Below are 18,364 nucleotides of genomic sequence, written 5' to 3'. Positions count from 1 at the left end.
GGTGAACCCGCTCCCACTGATGTCACGGCGCCTGTGGGAGCGGGTTCACCCGCGAAAGGGCCAGACCTGCCTGCGTGCAATCCACTTTACGGCAAATCCGTCCCTTGGAAAAAACAACGCTTTATTCCATCCTGCGCTAAGTCAGGCATAAGCGGCGATGACGGCGCGGAGAACCTCGCCTACCCTCAAAAGCAGCCAACACCTGGCAATAAAACAAAAGGAAATAACAAAATAATTTTTTAGTATTTCCTGGACTAAGAAGCCAACCCTATAGTCGCCACCCACTACTTACACAACAAGCGCGGGGCTCTGACATGTCGATATTCGCCAAACCGCTACTCAACGCCAGCCTGGCAGTCCTGCTGGGCGCCGGCCTGCTCGGCCAGGCCTTCGCCGGCGAGCAGCTGAAGACCATCCAGGAAAAAGGCGTGATCAACGTCGGCCTTGAAGGCACCTACCCACCGTTCAGCTTTCAGGACGAGAACGGCAAGCTGAGCGGCTTCGAGGTGGAGCTGTCCGAGCTGATCGCCAAGGAGCTGGGCGTCAAGGCCAAGGTGCAGCCGACCAAGTGGGATGGCATTCTTGCCGCACTGGAGTCCAAGCGACTGGATGTGGTCATCAACCAGGTGACCATTTCCGAAGAGCGCAAGAAGAAGTACGACTTCTCCGAGCCCTACACCGTTTCCGGCATCCAGGCGCTGATCCTGAAGAAGAAAGCCGAGCAGTTGAATATCAAGACCGCGCAGGACCTGGCCGGCAAGAAGGTCGGCGTGGGCCTGGGCACCAACTACGAGCAGTGGGTGAAGCAGGACGTGCCAAAGGCCGAAGTGCGTACCTATGAGGACGACCCGAGCAAGTTCGCCGACCTGCGCAACGGCCGCATCGACGCCATCCTGATCGACCGCCTGGCTGCGCTGGAATACGCGCAAAAAGCCAAGGACACCGAACTGGCTGGCGAAGCCTTCTCGCGCCTTGAAAGCGGTGTGGCCCTGCGCAAGGGTGAGCCGGAGCTGCTGGCGGCGATCAACAAGGCCATCGACAAGCTCAAGGCTGACGGCACGCTGGCCAAGCTGTCCGAGAAATACTTCGGTGCCGATGTCACCAAATGATCGCTGAAAGCCTGCAACTCGTTGTCGACTCCGCCCCCTTCCTGCTGAAGGGCGCGGGGTATACGGTGCTGCTCAGCGTTGGCGGCATGTTCTTCGGCCTGGTGCTGGGCTTTGCCCTGGCACTGATGCGGCTGTCGAAGATTTTGCCGCTGAACTGGCTGGCGCGGATCTACGTGTCGTTTTTCCGCGGCACGCCGCTGCTGGTGCAGCTGTTCGTCATCTATTTCGGCATGCCGCAAATCGGCATTGAACTCGACCCCATCCCCGCTTCGCTGATTGGCCTGTCGCTGAACATGGCAGCCTATATCTGCGAAATCCTGCGGGCAGCGATCTCCTCGATCGACCGTGGCCAGTGGGAAGCTGCAGCCAGCATCGGCATGACCCGCGTGCAGGCCATGCGCCGGGCGATCCTGCCACAGGCCTTGCGCACTGCCCTGCCACCGCTGGGCAACAGCTTCATCTCGCTGGTCAAGGACACCGCCCTGGCGGCGACCATCCAGGTGCCCGAGCTGTTCCGCCAGGCCCAGCTGATTACCGCGCGTACCTTCGAAGTGTTCACCATGTACGTGGCGGTCGCGGTCATCTACTGGGTGCTGTGCAGTATCCTTGCGCACTTCCAGAACCGCATGGAAGCGCGGGTCAACCAGCATGACCAGGAGCAATGAGCATGATTGAAGTCAAAGGCCTGACCAAGCGGTTCAAGGGCCAGACCGTGCTCAACGGCATCGACCTGACCGTGCGCCCCGGCGAAGTGGTGGCCATCATCGGCCCCAGCGGCTCGGGCAAGACCACCTTTCTGCGCTGCCTGAACCTGCTGGAAACCCCCGACGCCGGGCGGATCCAGATCGGTGCCATCAGCATCGATGCCAACCGCCCACTGGGTGGTCAGCAAAGTGCAATTCGCCGTTTGCGCCAGCAGGCCGGGTTCGTGTTCCAGAACTTCAACCTGTTCCCCCACCGCACCGCCCTGGAAAACGTGATCGAAGGGCCGGTAATCGTCAAGAAGACGCCCCGCGAGCAGGCCATCGAACTGGGCCGGCGCCTGCTGGCCAAGGTCGGCTTGGCGGGCAAGGAAGACGCCTACCCCAGGCGCCTGTCCGGCGGCCAGCAGCAGCGGGTGGCCATCGCCCGCGCGTTGGCCATGGAGCCCGAGGTGATCCTGTTCGACGAGCCCACCTCGGCGCTGGACCCGGAGCTGGTCGGTGAAGTGCTGGCGACCATCCGCGGCCTGGCCGAGGAAAAGCGCACCATGATCATCGTCACCCACGAGATGAGCTTTGCGAGGGATGTGGCGAACCGGGTCATTTTCTTCGACAAAGGCGTGATCGTGGAACAGGGCGAGGCCAAGGCGCTGTTTGCGGCGCCGAAGGAAGAACGTACCCGGCAGTTCCTGCGCAAGTTCCTCGGGACTGCGGCGTCCGAGTAAGTCTGTTCCGGCCTCTTCGCGGGCACGCCTGCGAAGAGGCCGGAACATCCACAGCAATTCCTCCTTCTATAAATATTCCAAAAAGTTAGTTCATAAACTTTTTATAAACCATTAGGGTATATAAACCGGACCACCGGACCAGCACATTTCTGTCGCGATCAGCTGTAGCGACGTAACTTTTTTGTGAGGTCAGGAATGGTCAGGGTCACAATCACCCCAGTGCGTATCGCCAGGGCATTGAGTGCAGCCAAGGAGCGGCACTGATGTCAAGCCAGCCAGATACCCAATTTCACAGCGATCTCGACAGCTCGCCCCTGCTGCTGCCGGCCAAGGTTCTGCGCAATGACGCCGAAGCCCTGCAAGCGGCCCGCGAACTGGCCGAGGCCGCCCGCGAGCAAGCCGCCCGCCGCGACCAGCAACGCAAACTGCCTTGGGCCGAGATCGAGCTGTTCACCCGCAGTGGCCTGGGCAGCATCAGCGTACCCAAGGCCCACGGCGGCCCCGAGGTGTCGTTTGAAACCGTGGCCGAAGTGTTCCGCCTGATCAGCGCCGCCGACCCGGCGCTGGGGCAGATCCCGCAGAACCAGTTCGGCATGCTGCAATTGCTGCGCCTTACGGCCACCGAGGCGCAACAGGCGGTGATCTTCCGCAGCGTGCTCGATGGTTGGCGCATCGGCAATGCCGGGCCCGAGCGCGGCACCAAGGACACCCTTACCCTCAAGGCCAGGATCACCCGCGCAGGCGACAGCTATCGCATCAGCGGCGAGAAGTTCTACTCCACCGGCGCACTGTTCGCCCACTGGGTAGCGGTAAAGGCACTGGACGACGAAGGCCGACAGCGCCTGGCGTTTGTGCGTCGCGGCAGCCCGGGGCTGCGCATCGTCGATGACTGGTCCGGGTTCGGCCAGCGCACCACCGCCAGCGGCACGGTGTTGCTGGACCAGGTGCCGGTGGATGCAGAACTGCTGATCGACAATTGGCGCCAGCGGGATATCCCGAACATCCAGGGCGCGAGCTCACAGCTGATCCAGGCAGCGATCGATGCCGGCATCGCCGAGGCGGCAATCGAGGATGCAATCGCTTTCGTGCGGGAAAAGTCCCGGCCATGGATCGAAGCCAATGTCGACCGCGCCAGCGACGATCCTTATGTGATCGCCGACATCGGCCGCCTGAAGCTCGAGCTGCACGCCGCCGAAGCGCTACTGCGCAAGGCCGCGCGGGTGCTTGACGAGGTCAACGCTGCGCCAATCGACCCAGCCAGCGCAGCGCGGGCTTCGATCGCGGTGGCCGAGGCCAAGGTGCTGACCACCGAAATCGCCCTGCAGGCCAGCGAGAAACTGTTCGAACTGGCCGGCAGCCGCGCCACCCTTGCCGAGTTCAACCTCGACCGCCACTGGCGCAATGCCCGGGTGCACACCCTGCATGACCCGGTGCGCTGGAAGTACCACGCGGTGGGCGCTTACCACCTGAACGGCACGCTGCCTGCGCGGCATTCCTGGATCTGATTTGCGGGCCCTGGGGCTGCGTTGCAGCCCATCGCCGGCAAGCCAGCTCCCACAGGTCCGGCACTGGTTTCAGGACCTGTGCTGTCCTTGTGGGAGCTGGCTTGCCGGCGATTGGGGCGCGGAGCGGCCCCTAAGCCCCCCGGAGAACAACATGACTACAAACATCATCACCAGCGACACCCAAGCCCTGGCCGTCGCCGAAGACATCGCCCAACAACTGCGCCGCGACAGCGCCCTGCGCGACCGCGAGCGCCGCCTGCCGCACGCCGAGCTCGAACTGTTCACCCGCTCCGGCCTGTGGGGTATCAGCGTGCCCAAGGCCTACGGCGGCGCCGGCGTTTCCAACGTCACCCTGGCCAAGGTCATCGCCCGTATCGCCCAGGCCGACGGCTCGCTCGGGCAGATCCCGCAAAACCATTTTTACGGCCTGGAAGTACTGCGGGTAAACGGCAGCGCCGAACAGCAGCAACGCCTGTATGCCGAAGTGCTCGCCGGCCGCCGCTTCGGTAATGCCCTGGCCGAACTGGGCACCAAAACTGCCAACGACCGCACCACCCGCCTGAGCCGTGACGGCGACAGCTTCCGCATCAACGGCCGCAAGTTCTATTCCACTGGCGCCATCTACGCCCAGCGCATCCCCACCTCGGTGGTCGACGAAAACGGCGTGCAGCATCTGGTGTTCGTTCCGGCCGACAGCCACGGGCTGCAGGTGATCGACGACTGGAGCGGCTTTGGCCAACGCACCACTGGCAGCGGCTCGGTAGTATTCGACAACGTATTCGTCAGCGCGGCCGACGTGGTGCCATTCCAGAGTGCCTTCGAGCGCCCTACCCCGGTCGGCCCGCTGGCGCAGATTCTCCATGCCGCCATCGATACCGGCATTGCCCGCGCCGCTTACGAGGATGCCCTGCATTTCGTCCGCACCCGCAGCCGCCCCTGGGTCGACTCCGGCCTGGACAACGCCAGCGATGACCCGCTGACGCTGAAAAGCTTCGGCCACCTGGCGATCCGCCTGCATGCCGCCGAGGCCCTGCTGGAACGGGCGGGCGAATACCTGGACCGTGCGCGCGACGACAGCAGCGCCGACAATGTTGCCGCTGCCTCCATCGCCGTCGCCGAAGCCCGCGCCATCAGCACCGAGATTTCCCTTGCCGCCGGCACCGCCCTGTTCGAACTGGGCGGCAGCCAGGCCACCCTGGCCGAGCACAACCTGGACCGCCACTGGCGCAACGCCCGCGTGCACACCCTGCACGACCCGGTACGCTGGAAATACCACGCCATCGGCAACTACTACCTCAATGCTACCAACCCGCCACGTCGGGGGACCATCTGATGGCCAGGCAGATTCTGCTCAATGCCTTCAACATGAACTGCATCGGGCACATCAACCACGGCCTGTGGACCCACCCACGGGATACCTCGACCCAGTACAAGACCCTCGACTACTGGACCGACCTGGCGCGGCTGCTTGAGCGTGGCCTGTTCGACGGGCTGTTCATTGCCGATATCGTCGGCACCTACGACGTCTACGGCCAGTCGCTGGACGTCACCCTCAAGGAGTCGATCCAGCTGCCGGTCAACGACCCGCTGCTGCTGGTCTCGGCCATGGCCGCCGTCACCCGCCACCTGGGTTTCGGCCTTACCGCCAACCTCACCTACGAGGCGCCTTACCTGTTTGCCCGGCGGCTTTCCACCCTTGATCACCTGAGCAATGGCCGGGTGGGCTGGAACATCGTCACCGGCTACCTCGACAGCGCCGCCCGGGCCATGGGCCTGGACCGGCAACCAGAACACGACCGCCGCTACGACCAGGCCGACGAGTACCTGCAGGTGCTGTACAAGCTGCTGGAGGGCAGCTGGGCAGACGATGCCGTGGTCGCCGACCGCCAGCAACGGGTGTACGCCAAGCCAGACCGGGTGCGCAAGGTGCAGCACCAGGGCGAGTTCTACACCGTCGAGGGCTATCACCTGAGCGAGCCCTCGCCGCAACGCACGCCGGTGCTGTTCCAGGCCGGCAGCTCGCAGCGTGGCCTGGCCTTCGCCGGCAACCATGCCGAGTGCGTGTTCATCAGTGGTCAGGACAAAGCTGCCACCCGCGCCCAAGTCGACAAGGTGCGCGCGGCCGCCGAGGCCGCCGGCCGCGATCCGCAGGCGGTCAAGGTGTTCATGGGCATCACGGTGATCGTCGCCCCGACCGAGCAACAGGCCCAGGCCAAGCATGCCGAGTACCTGCGCCATGCCAGCCCCGAGGCGGGGGTGGCGCACTTCGCCGCCTCCACTGGCATCGATTTCGCCGCCTACACGCTGGACGAACCCATTGCCTCCAGCAACGGCAACGCGATCCAGTCGGCCACGCGCCAGTTGCAGGAAAACGCCTGGACCCGGCGCCGCCTGCTGCAGCAGCACGCCTTGGGAGGCCGCTACGTGACCCTGGTCGGCTCGCCCGAGCAAGTGGCCGAGCAGTTGATCGGCTGGGTCGACGAAACCGGCCTGGACGGTTTCAACCTGACCCGCACGGTAACTCCGGAAAGTTTCGAGGACTTTATCGACCTGGTCATCCCGCACCTGCAACAGCGCGGCCGCTACAAGACCGCCTACGCCGAAGGCACCCTGCGCGAAAAACTGTTCCAGGCCGACCACCCGCACCTGCCCGCCGGCCACCCTGGCGCGGCTTATCGCTTTACCCCGACCACTGCCCCGACTGGAGCCCTGCATCATGCTTGAAAAACTGTTCCGGCCCGTCGCGGCCATTGCCCTTGGCCTCGGCCTCGGCCTGTCCGCCACCGCCCTGGCAGCCGAGCCGCTCAAGATCGGCACCACCTCCGCCTTTGCCATTCCACTGGAAGCCGCCGTGGAAGAGGCGCACAAGCAGGGGCTGGAAGTGAAGCTGATCGAATTCAGCGACTGGATCGCGCCCAATGTCAGCCTCAACAGCGGCGATATCGACGTGAACTACTTCCAGCACATCCCGTTTCTGGAGAACGCCAAGGCCGCTGCCGGCTTCAACCTCGTACCCTATGCCCCGGGGATCATCAACAACGTCGGGCTGTACTCGAAAAAGTACAAAAGCTTCGACGAGCTGCCTGCCGGTGCCAGCGTGGCCATCGCCAACGACCCGATCAACAGCGGGCGTGGTCTGCAGTTGCTGGCCAAGGCAGGCCTGATCACCCTCAAGCCCGGGGTTGGCTACAAGGCCACCGAGGACGACATTGTCGCCAACCCGAAAAAGCTGAAGATCCTGCAGGTCGAGGCCGTGCAGCTGGTGCGCGCCTATGACGACGCCGACCTGGTGCAGGGCTACCCGGCCTACATCCGCCTGGCCAACACCTTCGACGCCGGCTCGGCGCTGCTGTTCGACGGCCTGGAAAACAAGGAATACGTGATCCAGTTCGTCATTCGCCCACAGAGCAAGGACGACCGGCGCCTGGCCAGGTTCGTCGACATCTATCAGCACTCGCCTGCCGTGCGTGCGGCCCTGGACAAAGCCCACGGCAAGCTCTACCAGGCCGGTTGGGAGGGCTGACATGAGCCAGGCCAGCGCGCTCAGGGCGCCCACCGTACAACCACTGCCGCCAACGGCCAGGGAGCAGGCCCTGCGCCCGGAGGTCAATCAGGCCCATGTGCGCTTCATCGGCCTGGGCAAAACCTACCCAGGCCAAGCGCAACCGGCCTTGCACGGCATCGACCTGAACATCCGCCATGGCGAGATCTTCGGCATCATCGGCCGCAGCGGCGCCGGCAAGTCGTCGTTGCTGCGCACCATCAATCGCCTGGAGCAACCCAGCCAGGGCCGGGTGCTGATCGACCAGGTGGACATCGCACCCTTCGACGAGGACCACCTGGTGGCGCTGCGCCGGCGCATCGGCATGATCTTCCAGCACTTCAACCTGATGTCGGCCAAGACCGTGTGGCAGAACGTCGAGCTGCCCTTGAAGGTGGCCGGCGTGGCCAAGGCCGAGCGCCAGCGCAAGGTGGCCGACCTGCTGCAACTGGTCGGCCTGCAGGACAAGCACCACATGTACCCGGCGCAGCTTTCCGGCGGGCAGAAACAGCGCGTGGGCATCGCCCGGGCGCTGGTGCACGACCCCGAAATCCTGCTGTGCGACGAAGCCACCTCGGCGCTGGACCCGGAAACCACCGCCTCGATCCTTGAGCTGCTGCGCGACATCAACCAACGCCTGGGCCTGACCATCGTGCTGATCACCCACGAAATGGCAGTGATCCGCGATATCTGCCACCGAGTTGTGGTGCTCGAACGTGGCCAAGTGGTCGAGCAAGGTGAAGTCTGGCGGGTGTTCGGCGCCCCGCGTCACGAGGTCACCCGCACCCTCCTGGCACCCTTGCAGCCCCGTTTGCCTGCGGCGTTGCAAGCCAGTTTGCGGGCCAGCCCGGCGAGCGGCGGCAGTGCCGTGGTGCTGAAGCTGACCCTGCTCGGCGAGCCCGAGCTGTCTGCCCTGTTCAACGAGCTGGGTGGTCGTGTGCGCCTGTTGCAGGGTGGTGTGGAAACCATTGGCGAGCATGCCTTGGGGCAGCTGATTCTGTCGGTACAGCATTCGCCGCATGACACGTATCAATTACTGGAGCGTGCCCGCCGCTGGGCCGAGGATGTGGAGGTACTGGGCCATGTGGTTTGATCGCCTGCTCGAAGGTTTGCTCGATACCCTGCTGATGGTTGGTGTGTCATCGCTTGTCGCCCTGCTGGTGGGGGTGCCGATGGCGGTGTTGCTGGTCACCAGCGACAAAGGTGGCATCTTCGAGGCGCCCCTGCTGAACCGGGTGCTGGGCGCGTTCGTCAACCTGTTCCGCTCGATACCGTTCCTGATCCTGATGGTTGCGCTGATCCCCTTTACCCGGCTGGTGGTGGGTACCACTTATGGCGTGTGGGCGGCGGTGCTGCCGTTGACCATCGCGGCAACGCCGTTCTTCGCGCGCATTGCCGAGGTCAGCCTGCGCGAAGTCGACCATGGTTTGGTGGAAGCCGCACAGGCCATGGGCTGCCGGCGCTGGCACATCGTCTGGCACGTGCTGTTGCCCGAGGCGCTGCCGGGAATTGTTGGCGGCTTCACCATTACCCTGGTGACCCTGATCAACTCCTCGGCCATGGCCGGAGCCATCGGAGCCGGCGGCTTAGGGGATATTGCTTATCGATATGGCTACCAGCGCTTCGACAGTCAGATCATGCTGACCGTGATTGCCATGCTGGTGGCGCTGGTGGCACTGATCCAGCTGGGCGGTGACCGCTTGGCGAAAGGCTTGAACAAGCGTTGAATGCAGGGGCTGCTTTGCAGCCCTTTCGCGACACAAGGCCGCTCCTACAGGCGACCGCGTATCCCTGTAGGAGCGGCCTTGTGTCGCGAAAGGGCCGCAAAGCGGCCCCGGCAATTTCAATCCCAGCGCAGATCCGCAGCCGGTACCGGCCGCCCGAACCAGTACCCTTGGCCCAGCTGACACTGCTCCTGCAGCAGGAAGTCGGCCTGCTCCGCCTGCTCGATCCCTTCGGCATGCACCTGCATGCCCATGCTGCGGGCCAGGGCGATGATGACCCGCACGATCGCGATGTCATCCTCATCCAGCGGCAACCCGGCAACAAAGCCCTGGTCGATCTTCAGCTTTTGCACCGGCAAGCGCTTGAGCCGCAGCAACGACGAATAGCCCGTACCAAAATCATCAATGGCCAAGGTCACCCCCAGCTCACGCAACCGATGCAGCTGCTCAAGCGCCACTTCCGGGTCATCCATCACCGCGCTCTCGGTCACCTCCAGCTCCAGCAAAGCAGGGGCCAGACCGGTGTCGTGCAACACCTCGGCCACCTGCCGGTACAAATCGTGCTGGCCAAACAGGCGGCTGGAGATATTCACTGCCACAAATGCCAACTGCCGGCCCTCGGCCTGCCATTGCACCATCTGCCAGCACGCCTGGCGCAGCACCCAGGTGTCAATCTCGGCTATCAGCCCGGTGCGCTCGGCAATCGGGATGAACTCCCCCGGTGGCACCAGGCCGCGCTGAGGGTGCTGCCAGCGCACCAGCGCCTCGACCCCGACCTTGCTGCCCGTCGCCAGGTCATGCACAGGCTGGAAAAACACCCGCAGCTCGTCCTGCTCCAATGCCCGACGCAGCTCGCCGGCCGTCTCGACCCGGTGCTGGGCGTGGGCGGTCAGCTCCTCGGTGTACAGCGCATAACACGCGCGCCCGTTGCTCTTGGCCTTGTACAACGCCGAGTCGGCGTTACGCAGCAATTGCCCGGCACTCAACGCGTCGCTGGGGAACAGGCCGATACCGGCACTGACACTGATAAACAGGCGATGACCGTCGAACAGAAACGGCTCGCGCATGCGTTCGATGATGCACTGCGCCAGCTTGCCCGCCTGGCCAACCTGCTGGCAGTTTTCGGCCAGTACGCCGAATTCGTCACCGCCCAGGCGGGCCAGGGTCACGCCCGTACCCAGCACTTGCACCAGGCGCTCGCCCACCAGCTTCAGCAGCTGGTCGCCGATGGTGTGGCCCAGGCCGTCGTTGATGCTCTGGAAGTGGTCGAGGTCGAGCAACAACAGGGCACAGCCGCGCTTGTTGGCCTGCGCCGCCGCCAGCGCCTGCTCCAGCCGGTCAGTGAACAGCAGCCGGTTGGGCAGCCCGGTCAACGGGTCGTGATGGGCCAGGTAGGCCAGTTCCTGCTCCGAATGCTTGATCGCGCTGATGTCGCTGAACACCGCCACGTAATGGCTGACCTCACCCTCGTCATCGCGGATGGCACAGATGGTTTGCCACTGCGGGTAGATTTCGCCGCTTTTGCGTCGGTTCCAGATTTCGCCGCTCCACTCGCCCTTTTCGGCCAGGGTGGCGAAGATCTGCTGGTAAAACGCCAGGCCATGGCGGCCGGACTTGAACTTGCTCGGCCGCTGGCCGATGACTTCGTCCTGCTGATAGCCGGTGATACGCATGAAGGCTCGGTTGACGTGCACAATCAGGCCCTGGCGGTCGGTCACCAGCACGCCTTCCAGCGTGCTGTCGAACACCGCGGCAGCCATGCGCAGCCGTTCACGGTCTTCGCAACGCAAGCGTGCGCCCGCACCAATGAAATTGAGCAGGCGCACACGTGACACGTAAATCAGTACGGCACTGAGCAGCACCCAGACCACCACATTGATCTGTCGCCCCACGGTCAAGGCCAGGGGGTCATCAGTCATGCTGTGCAGCATCACCTCGGCCAGGGCCAGCCAGAGGATCGAGAGCACCACATACAGCGCAGCCATGCGCAAGGCGTCGCGAACGGAAACAGACATGTCGGGTGGGGTAGGCCATGACCAGGGATGGGGCATTATAAAGGCTGAAACATGTCGTGACTTCCTATCTGAAGGGGTGACTGGTTTTATTTCCCCACCAAGGGATAATCAGCCCCTCCTCCTGCATTCCGAGGGTTTTTACACCTATGTGGTACAACGGCCTGCTCGACTTGTCGGCCTGGCAACTGGTCGGCATCACCTTGTTGATGACCCATGTGACCATTGTCTGCGTCACGGTCTACCTGCACCGCTACTCCGCGCACCGGGCGCTGGAGCTCAACGGCGCGCTCAAGCACTTCTTCCGCTTCTGGCTGTGGCTGACCACGGCGCAGAACACCCGCGAGTGGACCGCCGTCCACCGCAAGCACCACGCCAAATGCGAGACGCCCGACGACCCGCACAGCCCGGTGTACAAGGGCCTGGGCACAGTGCTGCGCAAAGGCGCCGAGCTGTACCGTGAAGAGGCGCGCAACCCCGAAACCCTGCGCATCTACGGCAAGAACTGCCCGGATGACTGGATCGAGCGCAACCTCTACTCGCGTTACAAGCTGGGCGGCATCGTGCTGATGGCGGTGATCGACCTGCTGCTGTTCGGCACCATCGGCATCACCATCTGGGCGGTGCAGATGATGTGGATACCGTTCTGGGCCGCCGGCGTGGTCAACGGCCTGGGCCACGCCGTCGGCTACCGCAACTTCGAATGCCGCGACGCCGCCACCAACCTGGTGCCGTGGGGCATCGTCATTGGTGGCGAAGAGCTGCACAACAACCACCACACCTACCCCAACTCGGCCAAGCTGTCGGTCAAGCGCTGGGAGTTCGATATGGGCTGGGCGTGGATCCGCCTGTTCTGCCTGCTGCGCCTGGCCAAGGTGCAGCGCGTGGCACCCATTGCCCACCGGGTTGCCGGCAAGGCCAGCCTGGACATGGACACCGCCATGGCCATCCTCAACAACCGTTTCCAGATCATGGCCCAGTACCGCAAGCTGGTGATCGGCCCGCTGGTCAAGCAGGAGCTGGCACGGGTCGATGCCTCGGTGAGTCACCACTTCCGCCGGGCCAAGCGCCTGCTGTCGCGTGAGACCAGCCTGCTGGAAGACCGCCACCACGTGCGCATCGAGTCGTTGTTGGCCCACAGCCAGGCGCTGAAGACCATCTACGAAAAACGCCTGGCCCTGCAGCAGATCTGGGCGCGCACCAGCGCCAACGGCCACGACATGCTGGCGGCCATGAAGGACTGGGTACACGAAGCCGAAACCAGCGGTATCCATGCCCTGCGCGACTTCGCGGCACAACTCAAGACCTACTCGTTGCGCCCTACCAGCGCCTGACCGCCGTTGATCGGTACGCCCAGCTGGCGGGGCGTGCCGACCGGAACTTCACCCCTTCGTCTCTACTCAAAAACGGCACATCGCCCGCGTGGCGGGCCGGATGCTGGCCGCACGCTTTCCTGTCGAGACCTGCTTTGTGCACATGGCCAAGAACATTCCAACGACGCTAACCGGGACACCGCCTCCCGAAGCCGCCCAGACGCTGCTTGCGCTGCTGCATGCCCAAGGCGAGGTTGCCCGCCTGAGCGAACGCGAGCAGCTGTTCAGCTCGCTGCTCGATAGCGTCAACGCGGTGCTCTGGGCCTTCGACTGGGAAACCCGCCAGGTGTTGTACGTGAGCCCCGCCTACGAACGCATCTTCGGCCGCCCGACCAGCCTGGTAATGGCCGACTTCAACGAGTGGCGCGACAGCATCTACCCCGACGACCTGGAGTTCGCCGAGCGCAGCCTGGCCCAGGTGCTGCTCAAGGGCGCGGTGGAAGACCGCGAATACCGCATCATCAACGCTGACGGCCAGGTGCGCTGGCTGAGCGACAAGTGCTACATCAACCAGCAGCACGATGGCGACCGGGTGATCATTGTCGGCATCGCCGAAGATATCACCGAGAAAAAGCAGCTTGAGGGCGAACTGCAGCGCCTGGCCACCACCGACGTGCTGACCCAGAGCAGCAACCGTCGGCACTTCTTCGAATGCGCCCAGCAGGCCTTCGACAGCGCCCGTGAAGACGGTACCCCGCTGGCCTTCCTGCTACTGGACATCGACGACTTCAAGCGCATCAACGACAGCTATGGCCACCAGGAAGGCGACCAGGTGTTGCAGCAGATCGCCGACAGCGGCAAGGCCGTGCTACGCCGTGGCGACCTGTTCGGGCGTATTGGTGGCGAAGAATTTGCGGCGGTTTTCCCGGGTTGCAGTGCCGAGGTAGCCGAACAGATTGCAGAGCGCCTGCAGCGGCAGATTCAGCGTTTGAGTTTCAGCCATGGGGAGCAGACCTACGGGGTAACAGTGAGCCAGGGGCTGACCGGGCTGACCGATGAAGACGTGACACTGGACAGCTTGTATGCCCGGGCCGATGCGGCGATGTACCAGGCCAAGCGGCAGGGCAAGAACCAGATCGTCCGCGGCTGAGAACCTGGGGGTGCTTTGCCCCCCATCGCCGGCAAGCCAGCTCCCACATGTACTGCCGAGGGCGTAAGGTCAATACGGTCGAGGTGGGAGCTGGCTTGCCGGCGATGGGCCGCAAAGCGGCCCCAACATCAGCCCGACACTTCGGCCTCAGCCATCGGCGGCTCTTCCTGCGGCTTGGTTTCAGGACTTTCCACCTTGCGCAACCGGCTCAGCTCCGGCAAACCCAACTTGAGCAAACGCGCCGTCTTGCCGCCGGCCACCTTCTCCAACCCCTGCTCAGCCGGTAACCGGGACAACTGCCCAGCCAGGTTCATGGCCAGGATTTCCCGCGAATACACACCCCCGCCCAGCTGGTAGATCGCCGCGATCAACTCGCGCAGTGCCAGCGGCAAACGCCAGCGGGTACGCAGCGCCGAGCCGAATGCAGCACCGAATTCATTAAGTGACAGCTGGACCTTGTCCTGGTCCAGCTCGCCGCCGGCCAGCTGCCATTCCTGCAGGCAGCGCAGCACCGCCAGGTCGCCCAGGCAATGCAGCAAGCCCGCGCAATAACAACGCCCTTCGTCCAGCTCGAGCAGGCGCGCCAAGGTGCGGCCATATTCGGCCGTGTGCAGGGAAAGGTTCCAGTAATGCGCCGCATGCTGCGCCAGCAGCGGGTCGCTGAGGCGTGCGCTGCGCTTGAGGGTCATGCCCAGGATCAGGTTCATGCTCTGGGTGGTGCCCAGCTTGTTCAGCGCCTGCAGCAACGTCTGCACAGGTGCGTCGCGGTGCAATGCTGCGCTGTTTGCTGCTGCAATCAACACGGCAGTCACCTGAGGGTCGCTGCGCACTTCCTCTTCGAGCACCTTCAGGTTCAACCCCTGAGGGTTGAGGGCGCGCTTGATCGCCACCTGCACGTCGGCCAGCAGCGGCCCGCCATCAGCGGTAGCTCGGCGCTGCTCAAGGTAGGCCGGCAGGCTGGCACCTTCCTGCAAGGCTGGCACCGGGCAGAGGATCTCCTCGCCAACGGCCACCAGCAGCTCTTCCAGGCGCTTGCGCAGGGTGTCCAGGTTCAGCGGCTTGCTCAGGTAGGCGGTCGGGTGCAGGGGCAGTGCTTCGCGCACGCTGGCGCTGTCGCTGCGGTTGCTCATGAGGATGAACGGCAACCCCGGCCCTTTTGCGCGCACCTTGCGCAGCAGATCGAGGCCATCGACGCCAGCCAGCTCGCGAGCAGCAATGATCAGGTCAGGTTTGCTGGACAAGGCGGTCAGCGCCTGCGAGCCGTCGGCGCATACCTGCAGGCGGGCGTCGCAACGCACGCTGAGCAGCATCTCCCGTAGCATGTCACGTACCCAGGGGTCGCCCTCGACAATCAGCACGCTGGGCGGGGTGGGGTCTGCAGCGTTCATCGCCAACTACTCCTGAATAGCCCTGACACACAATCCTTCGCAGCTTCCTAAGCCAGTCCTCCGACAACCATAGCGCCCCTAGGCTTTTCTGGGCATAAAAAAAACCCGCCGAGGCGGGTTTTTTCAGAAGCGTGTCACATCAGGCGAGTTCAGCGAAGCACTCTTCGATGATGGCCAGGCCTTTGTCCAGCAGTGCGTCTTCGGCGGTCAGCGGGACCAGGATACGCAGGACGTTGCCGTAGGTGCCGCAGGACAGCAGGATCAGACCCTTGTCACGTGCCTTGGCCACAACCTGGCCAACAGCAGCAGCGTCAGGGGTGTGAGTGCCTTTCTCGAACACTTCGACGGCAATCATCGAACCCATGCCACGGACGTCGCCGATGATCGGGTGCTTCTTCTGGATTTCGCGCAGGCCGGTGGTCAGGCGCTCACCTACAGCCTTGCTGCGGTCCAGCAGTTTCTCTTCTTCGAACACTTCGATCACGGCCAGGGCCGCAGCGCAAGCGATCGGCGAACCGGCGTAGGTACCGCCCAGGCCGCCCGGAGCGATGGCGTCCATGTACTCGGCCTTGCCGCAGACACCGGCCAGCGGGAAGCCGCCAGCGATGGATTTGGCGAAGGTGGTCAGGTCAGGCGCGACGCCCATCTGCTCCATGGCGAAGAAGGTGCCGGTACGGCCAGCGCCAGTCTGTACTTCGTCGGCGATCAGCAGAATGCCGTGCTGGTCGCACAGGGCGCGCAGGCGCTTCATCAGCTCTTTCGGCGCTGGCAGGAAGCCGCCTTCGCCTTGTACTGGCTCGAGGATGATTGCGGCGATGTCTTTAGGCTCGGCGTCGTTCTTGAAGATACGCTCGACCGAAGCGATGGCTTCGTCAACGCTCACACCGTGCAGCTCGTTCGGGAACAGCGCGCGGAACACGCCGCCTGGCATCAGGCCCATGCCAGCGGAGTACGGCACGACCTTGCCGGTCAGGCCCAGGGTCATCATGGTGCGGCCGTGGTACGCGCCGGTGAAGGCGATTACACCAGCGCGGCCAGTGGCGGCACGGGCGATCTTCACGGCGTTTTCAACGGCTTCGGAGCCGGTGGTGACCAGCAGGGTCTTCTTGTCGAAGTCGCCTGGTACCAGCTTGTTGATCTTTTCGCACAGCTCTACGTAGGGTTCGTAGGCCAGCACCTGGAAGCAGGTGTGGCTGACCTTGGTCAGCTGCTCTTGAACGGCCGCGACCACTTTCGGGTGCAGGTGGCCGGTGTTCAGTACTGCGATGCCGCCGGCGAAGTCGATCAGTTCGCGGCCTTCAACGTCGATCACGGTCGAGTTCTTCGCGGTGTCGACGAAGATCGGGTGGATCTGGCCGACGCCACGTGGGACGGCGGCTACACGACGTTGCATCAAGGATTCGTTGGTCTTGCTCATAATGCCCTCATTGCGCCGACAGGAATGGCGCTTTTATTCGGGGGTGGCTGGGTGTGCTGGCGAACAGTATTCGTTGATCGACTGCCGCAAACGCCCTGGCCACCAGGTACCACATGTAAAAAAGGCCAGCGAGACGTCGCTCTCGCGCCCCGCTGGCAGAGGTAAAGCCTTTACCGTGCTATCAAACGCTGATGCACAGGTATTTGATTTCGAGGTAGTCCTCGATACCGTACTTGGAACCTTCGCGACCCAGGCCCGAAGCCTTGATGCCACCGAACGGTGCAACTTCGTTGGAAATCAGGCCGGTGTTGATACCCACCATGCCGTATTCCAGGGCTTCGGCAACACGGAACACACGGCTCATGTCACGGGCGTAGAAGTACGAAGCCAGGCCGAACTCGGTGTCGTTGGACATGGCGATGACTTCGGCTTCGTCCTGGAAGCGGAACAGTGGCGCCAGTGGGCCGAAGGTCTCTTCCTTGGCGACGGCAGCGGTCTTCGGTACGTCGACCAGGATGGTCGGCTCGAAGAAGTTGCCTTCGATCAGCTTGCCACCGGACAGCACCTTGGCGCCTTTGGAAACGGCATCTTCGATGTGTTCCTGAACCTTGGCGACAGCCTTGCCGTCGATCAGCGGGCCAGTGGTGGTGCCGTCTTCCAGGCCGTTACCGATCTTCAGCTTGGCAACGGCAGCGGCCAGCTTCTGGGCGAACGCGTCGTAAACGCCGTCCTGCACGTAGATACGGTTGGCGCAGACGCAGGTCTGGCCGTTGTTACGGTACTTGGAGATGATCGCGCCCTCGACCGCCTTGTCCAGGTCGGCGTCGTCGAACACGATGAACGGGGCGTTGCCACCCAGCTCCAGGGAAACCTTCTTGATGTCCTTGGCGCATTCCTGCATCAGCTGGCGACCGATTTCGGTCGAGCCGGTGAAGGACAGCTTGCGCACCAGGGAGTTGCCGGTCAGCTCGCCACCAACTTCGCCGGCGCTGCCGGTAACCACGCTCAGCACGCCAGCCGGGATGCCGGCACGGTGGGCCAGTTCAACCAGGGCCAGGGCGGAGTACGGGGTCTGCGAGGCAGGCTTGAGCACCATGGTGCAGCCAGCGGCCAGGGCCGGGCCGGCTTTACGGGTGATCATGGCGGCCGGGAAGTTCCACGGGGTGATGGCCGCGGTAACGCCGATTGGCTGCTTGATGACGATCAGGCGCTTGTCTGGCTGGTGACCCGGGATGGTGTCGCCGTAGACGCGCTTGGCTTCTTCGGCGAACCACTCGATGAACGAGGCGGCGTAGGCGATTTCGCCCTTGGCTTCAGCCAGCGGCTTGCCTTGCTCGGTGGTCATCAGGCGAGCCAGGTCGTCCTGGTTCTCGATCATCAGTTCGAACCAGCGACGCAGCTTGGTCGAACGCTCCTTGGCGGTCAGGGCACGCCAGGCCGGCAGGGCCTTGTCGGCGGCTTCGATGGCGCGGCGGGTTTCCGCAGTGCCCATCTTCGGCACGGTGCCGATGACTTCGCCGGTGGCCGGGTTGGTCACCTTGATGGTCTGGCCATTGTCCGCATCCAGCCACTCACCATTGATATAGGCTTGCTGGCGGAACAACTGAGCGTCTTTGAGCTGCATGTCGGCTTCCCGAATTGTTGATTGTTGAAAAGCGCCCAAGGCAGGGCATCGAGCGTTTGAAATCTCAAACGAATGCTAAGCGGCTGCTGGGGTGTTGGACAATAGGCTGTTCGAAAAAAAGAACAAATGGTTGAACAGCCGGGCGGAAATTTCAC

At 63.6% G+C, this 18,364-nt stretch carries 16 protein-coding genes; 12 read left to right on the top strand and 4 right to left on the bottom strand.

Going from position 1 to position 18,364, the window contains the following annotated elements:
* From HP546_RS31110 to HP546_RS12110, 10 genes are all read left to right on the top strand, one after another.
* On the top strand, window positions 1-243 hold a 243-nt coding region (locus HP546_RS31110; protein WP_218584501.1), incomplete at its 5' end, for a hypothetical protein.
* A 71-nt stretch (window positions 244-314) separates the two neighbouring features.
* Window positions 315-1,109 carry a cystine ABC transporter substrate-binding protein gene (tcyJ, locus tag HP546_RS12150; protein ID WP_172225044.1) on the top strand — a complete coding sequence of 265 codons (795 nt, stop codon included), beginning with the start codon at window positions 315-317 and terminating at the stop codon, window positions 1,107-1,109.
* A complete protein-coding gene (gene tcyL / locus HP546_RS12145) occupies window positions 1,106-1,774 on the top strand; it encodes a cystine ABC transporter permease (RefSeq protein WP_172225041.1) in 669 nt (222 codons plus the stop codon). Before tcyJ ends, tcyL begins: the two co-directional genes overlap by 4 nt.
* Before the next feature lie 2 nt (window positions 1,775-1,776).
* Window positions 1,777-2,535, top strand: coding sequence for an L-cystine ABC transporter ATP-binding protein TcyN (gene tcyN / locus HP546_RS12140; RefSeq protein WP_172225038.1), 759 nt, complete (start codon window positions 1,777-1,779; stop codon window positions 2,533-2,535).
* A gap of 263 nt (window positions 2,536-2,798) precedes the next feature.
* Window positions 2,799-4,040: an SfnB family sulfur acquisition oxidoreductase gene (locus HP546_RS12135; RefSeq protein ID WP_172225035.1), complete on the top strand. Its 1,242-nt coding sequence runs from the start codon at window positions 2,799-2,801 to the stop codon at window positions 4,038-4,040.
* Window positions 4,041-4,191: 151 nt separating this feature from the next.
* Window positions 4,192-5,373 (top strand): SfnB family sulfur acquisition oxidoreductase, encoded by a 1,182-nt coding sequence (locus HP546_RS12130; protein WP_172225032.1) that lies wholly within the window; start codon window positions 4,192-4,194, stop codon window positions 5,371-5,373.
* Window positions 5,373-6,764, top strand: coding sequence for an LLM class flavin-dependent oxidoreductase (locus HP546_RS12125; protein ID WP_172225029.1), 1,392 nt, complete (start codon window positions 5,373-5,375; stop codon window positions 6,762-6,764). Before HP546_RS12130 ends, HP546_RS12125 begins: the two co-directional genes overlap by 1 nt.
* Window positions 6,757-7,563 (top strand): MetQ/NlpA family ABC transporter substrate-binding protein, encoded by an 807-nt coding sequence (locus tag HP546_RS12120; RefSeq protein WP_172225026.1) that lies wholly within the window; start codon window positions 6,757-6,759, stop codon window positions 7,561-7,563. The genes HP546_RS12125 and HP546_RS12120 overlap by 8 nt, the downstream gene beginning before the upstream one ends.
* A gap of 1 nt (window position 7,564) precedes the next feature.
* Window positions 7,565-8,674, top strand: coding sequence for a methionine ABC transporter ATP-binding protein (locus tag HP546_RS12115; RefSeq protein WP_172225023.1), 1,110 nt, complete (start codon window positions 7,565-7,567; stop codon window positions 8,672-8,674).
* Entirely contained in the window at window positions 8,664-9,308 is a 645-nt protein-coding gene (locus HP546_RS12110) for a methionine ABC transporter permease (protein ID WP_172225020.1), read from the top strand. Before HP546_RS12115 ends, HP546_RS12110 begins: the two co-directional genes overlap by 11 nt.
* A gap of 116 nt (window positions 9,309-9,424) precedes the next feature.
* On the opposite strand, the gene dibA is transcribed toward HP546_RS12110, so the two are convergent.
* Window positions 9,425-11,320 carry a phosphodiesterase DibA gene (dibA, locus tag HP546_RS12105; protein WP_172225017.1) on the bottom strand — a complete coding sequence of 632 codons (1,896 nt, stop codon included), beginning with the start codon at window positions 11,318-11,320 and terminating at the stop codon, window positions 9,425-9,427.
* Window positions 11,321-11,466: 146 nt separating this feature from the next.
* Here dibA and desA point away from each other — a divergent pair, with 146 nt between their 5' ends.
* Window positions 11,467-12,651, top strand: a complete 1,185-nt coding sequence (gene desA / locus HP546_RS12100; protein ID WP_172225014.1) for a delta-9 fatty acid desaturase DesA — start codon at window positions 11,467-11,469, stop codon at window positions 12,649-12,651.
* Window positions 12,652-12,751: 100 nt separating this feature from the next.
* On the top strand, window positions 12,752-13,780 hold the full coding sequence (locus tag HP546_RS12095) for a sensor domain-containing diguanylate cyclase (RefSeq protein ID WP_172225011.1): 1,029 nt from the start codon (window positions 12,752-12,754) through the stop codon (window positions 13,778-13,780).
* 128 nt (window positions 13,781-13,908) lie between these two features.
* Here the strand turns inward: HP546_RS12095 and HP546_RS12090 are convergent, their stop codons facing one another.
* The 3 genes from HP546_RS12090 to gabD all read right to left on the bottom strand — a co-directional run bounded on the left by HP546_RS12090 (window position 13,909) and on the right by gabD (window position 18,209).
* Window positions 13,909-15,168 carry a response regulator gene (locus HP546_RS12090; RefSeq protein ID WP_172225008.1) on the bottom strand — a complete coding sequence of 420 codons (1,260 nt, stop codon included), beginning with the start codon at window positions 15,166-15,168 and terminating at the stop codon, window positions 13,909-13,911.
* Between the two features lie 139 nt (window positions 15,169-15,307).
* Window positions 15,308-16,585, bottom strand: coding sequence for a 4-aminobutyrate--2-oxoglutarate transaminase (gene gabT, locus HP546_RS12085; RefSeq protein WP_172225005.1), 1,278 nt, complete (start codon window positions 16,583-16,585; stop codon window positions 15,308-15,310).
* A gap of 181 nt (window positions 16,586-16,766) precedes the next feature.
* Window positions 16,767-18,209: an NADP-dependent succinate-semialdehyde dehydrogenase gene (gabD, locus tag HP546_RS12080; RefSeq protein WP_172225001.1), complete on the bottom strand. Its 1,443-nt coding sequence runs from the start codon at window positions 18,207-18,209 to the stop codon at window positions 16,767-16,769.
* Between the last annotated feature and the right edge of the window lie 155 nt (window positions 18,210-18,364).

The sequence above is a fragment of the Pseudomonas sp. CM25 genome (assembly GCF_013179705.1).
GTDB lineage: Bacteria > Pseudomonadota > Gammaproteobacteria > Pseudomonadales > Pseudomonadaceae > Aquipseudomonas.
Note: the sequence above shows the minus strand (reverse complement) of the source record. Positions and strands in the feature narration are given on the sequence as shown.

Bases quoted from the DNA above. Each gene is read 5' to 3' on its own strand.
- tcyJ (WP_172225044.1), top strand. From the start codon at position 315: ATGTCGATATTCGCCAAACCGCTACTCAACGCCAGCCTGGCAGTCCTG.
- tcyL (WP_172225041.1), top strand. From the start codon at position 1,106: ATGATCGCTGAAAGCCTGCAACTCGTTGTCGACTCCGCCCCCTTCCTG.
- dibA (WP_172225017.1), bottom strand. From the start codon at position 11,320: ATGTCTGTTTCCGTTCGCGACGCCTTGCGCATGGCTGCGCTGTATGTG.
- gabD (WP_172225001.1), bottom strand. From the start codon at position 18,209: ATGCAGCTCAAAGACGCTCAGTTGTTCCGCCAGCAAGCCTATATCAAT.
- HP546_RS12120 (WP_172225026.1), top strand. From the start codon at position 6,757: ATGCTTGAAAAACTGTTCCGGCCCGTCGCGGCCATTGCCCTTGGCCTC.
- HP546_RS12110 (WP_172225020.1), top strand. From the start codon at position 8,664: ATGTGGTTTGATCGCCTGCTCGAAGGTTTGCTCGATACCCTGCTGATG.
- desA (WP_172225014.1), top strand. From the start codon at position 11,467: ATGTGGTACAACGGCCTGCTCGACTTGTCGGCCTGGCAACTGGTCGGC.
- tcyN (WP_172225038.1), top strand. From the start codon at position 1,777: ATGATTGAAGTCAAAGGCCTGACCAAGCGGTTCAAGGGCCAGACCGTG.
- HP546_RS12125 (WP_172225029.1), top strand. From the start codon at position 5,373: ATGGCCAGGCAGATTCTGCTCAATGCCTTCAACATGAACTGCATCGGG.
- HP546_RS12095 (WP_172225011.1), top strand. From the start codon at position 12,752: ATGCTGGCCGCACGCTTTCCTGTCGAGACCTGCTTTGTGCACATGGCC.
- HP546_RS12130 (WP_172225032.1), top strand. From the start codon at position 4,192: ATGACTACAAACATCATCACCAGCGACACCCAAGCCCTGGCCGTCGCC.
- gabT (WP_172225005.1), bottom strand. From the start codon at position 16,585: ATGAGCAAGACCAACGAATCCTTGATGCAACGTCGTGTAGCCGCCGTC.
- HP546_RS12090 (WP_172225008.1), bottom strand. From the start codon at position 15,168: ATGAACGCTGCAGACCCCACCCCGCCCAGCGTGCTGATTGTCGAGGGC.
- HP546_RS12135 (WP_172225035.1), top strand. From the start codon at position 2,799: ATGTCAAGCCAGCCAGATACCCAATTTCACAGCGATCTCGACAGCTCG.
- HP546_RS12115 (WP_172225023.1), top strand. From the start codon at position 7,565: ATGAGCCAGGCCAGCGCGCTCAGGGCGCCCACCGTACAACCACTGCCG.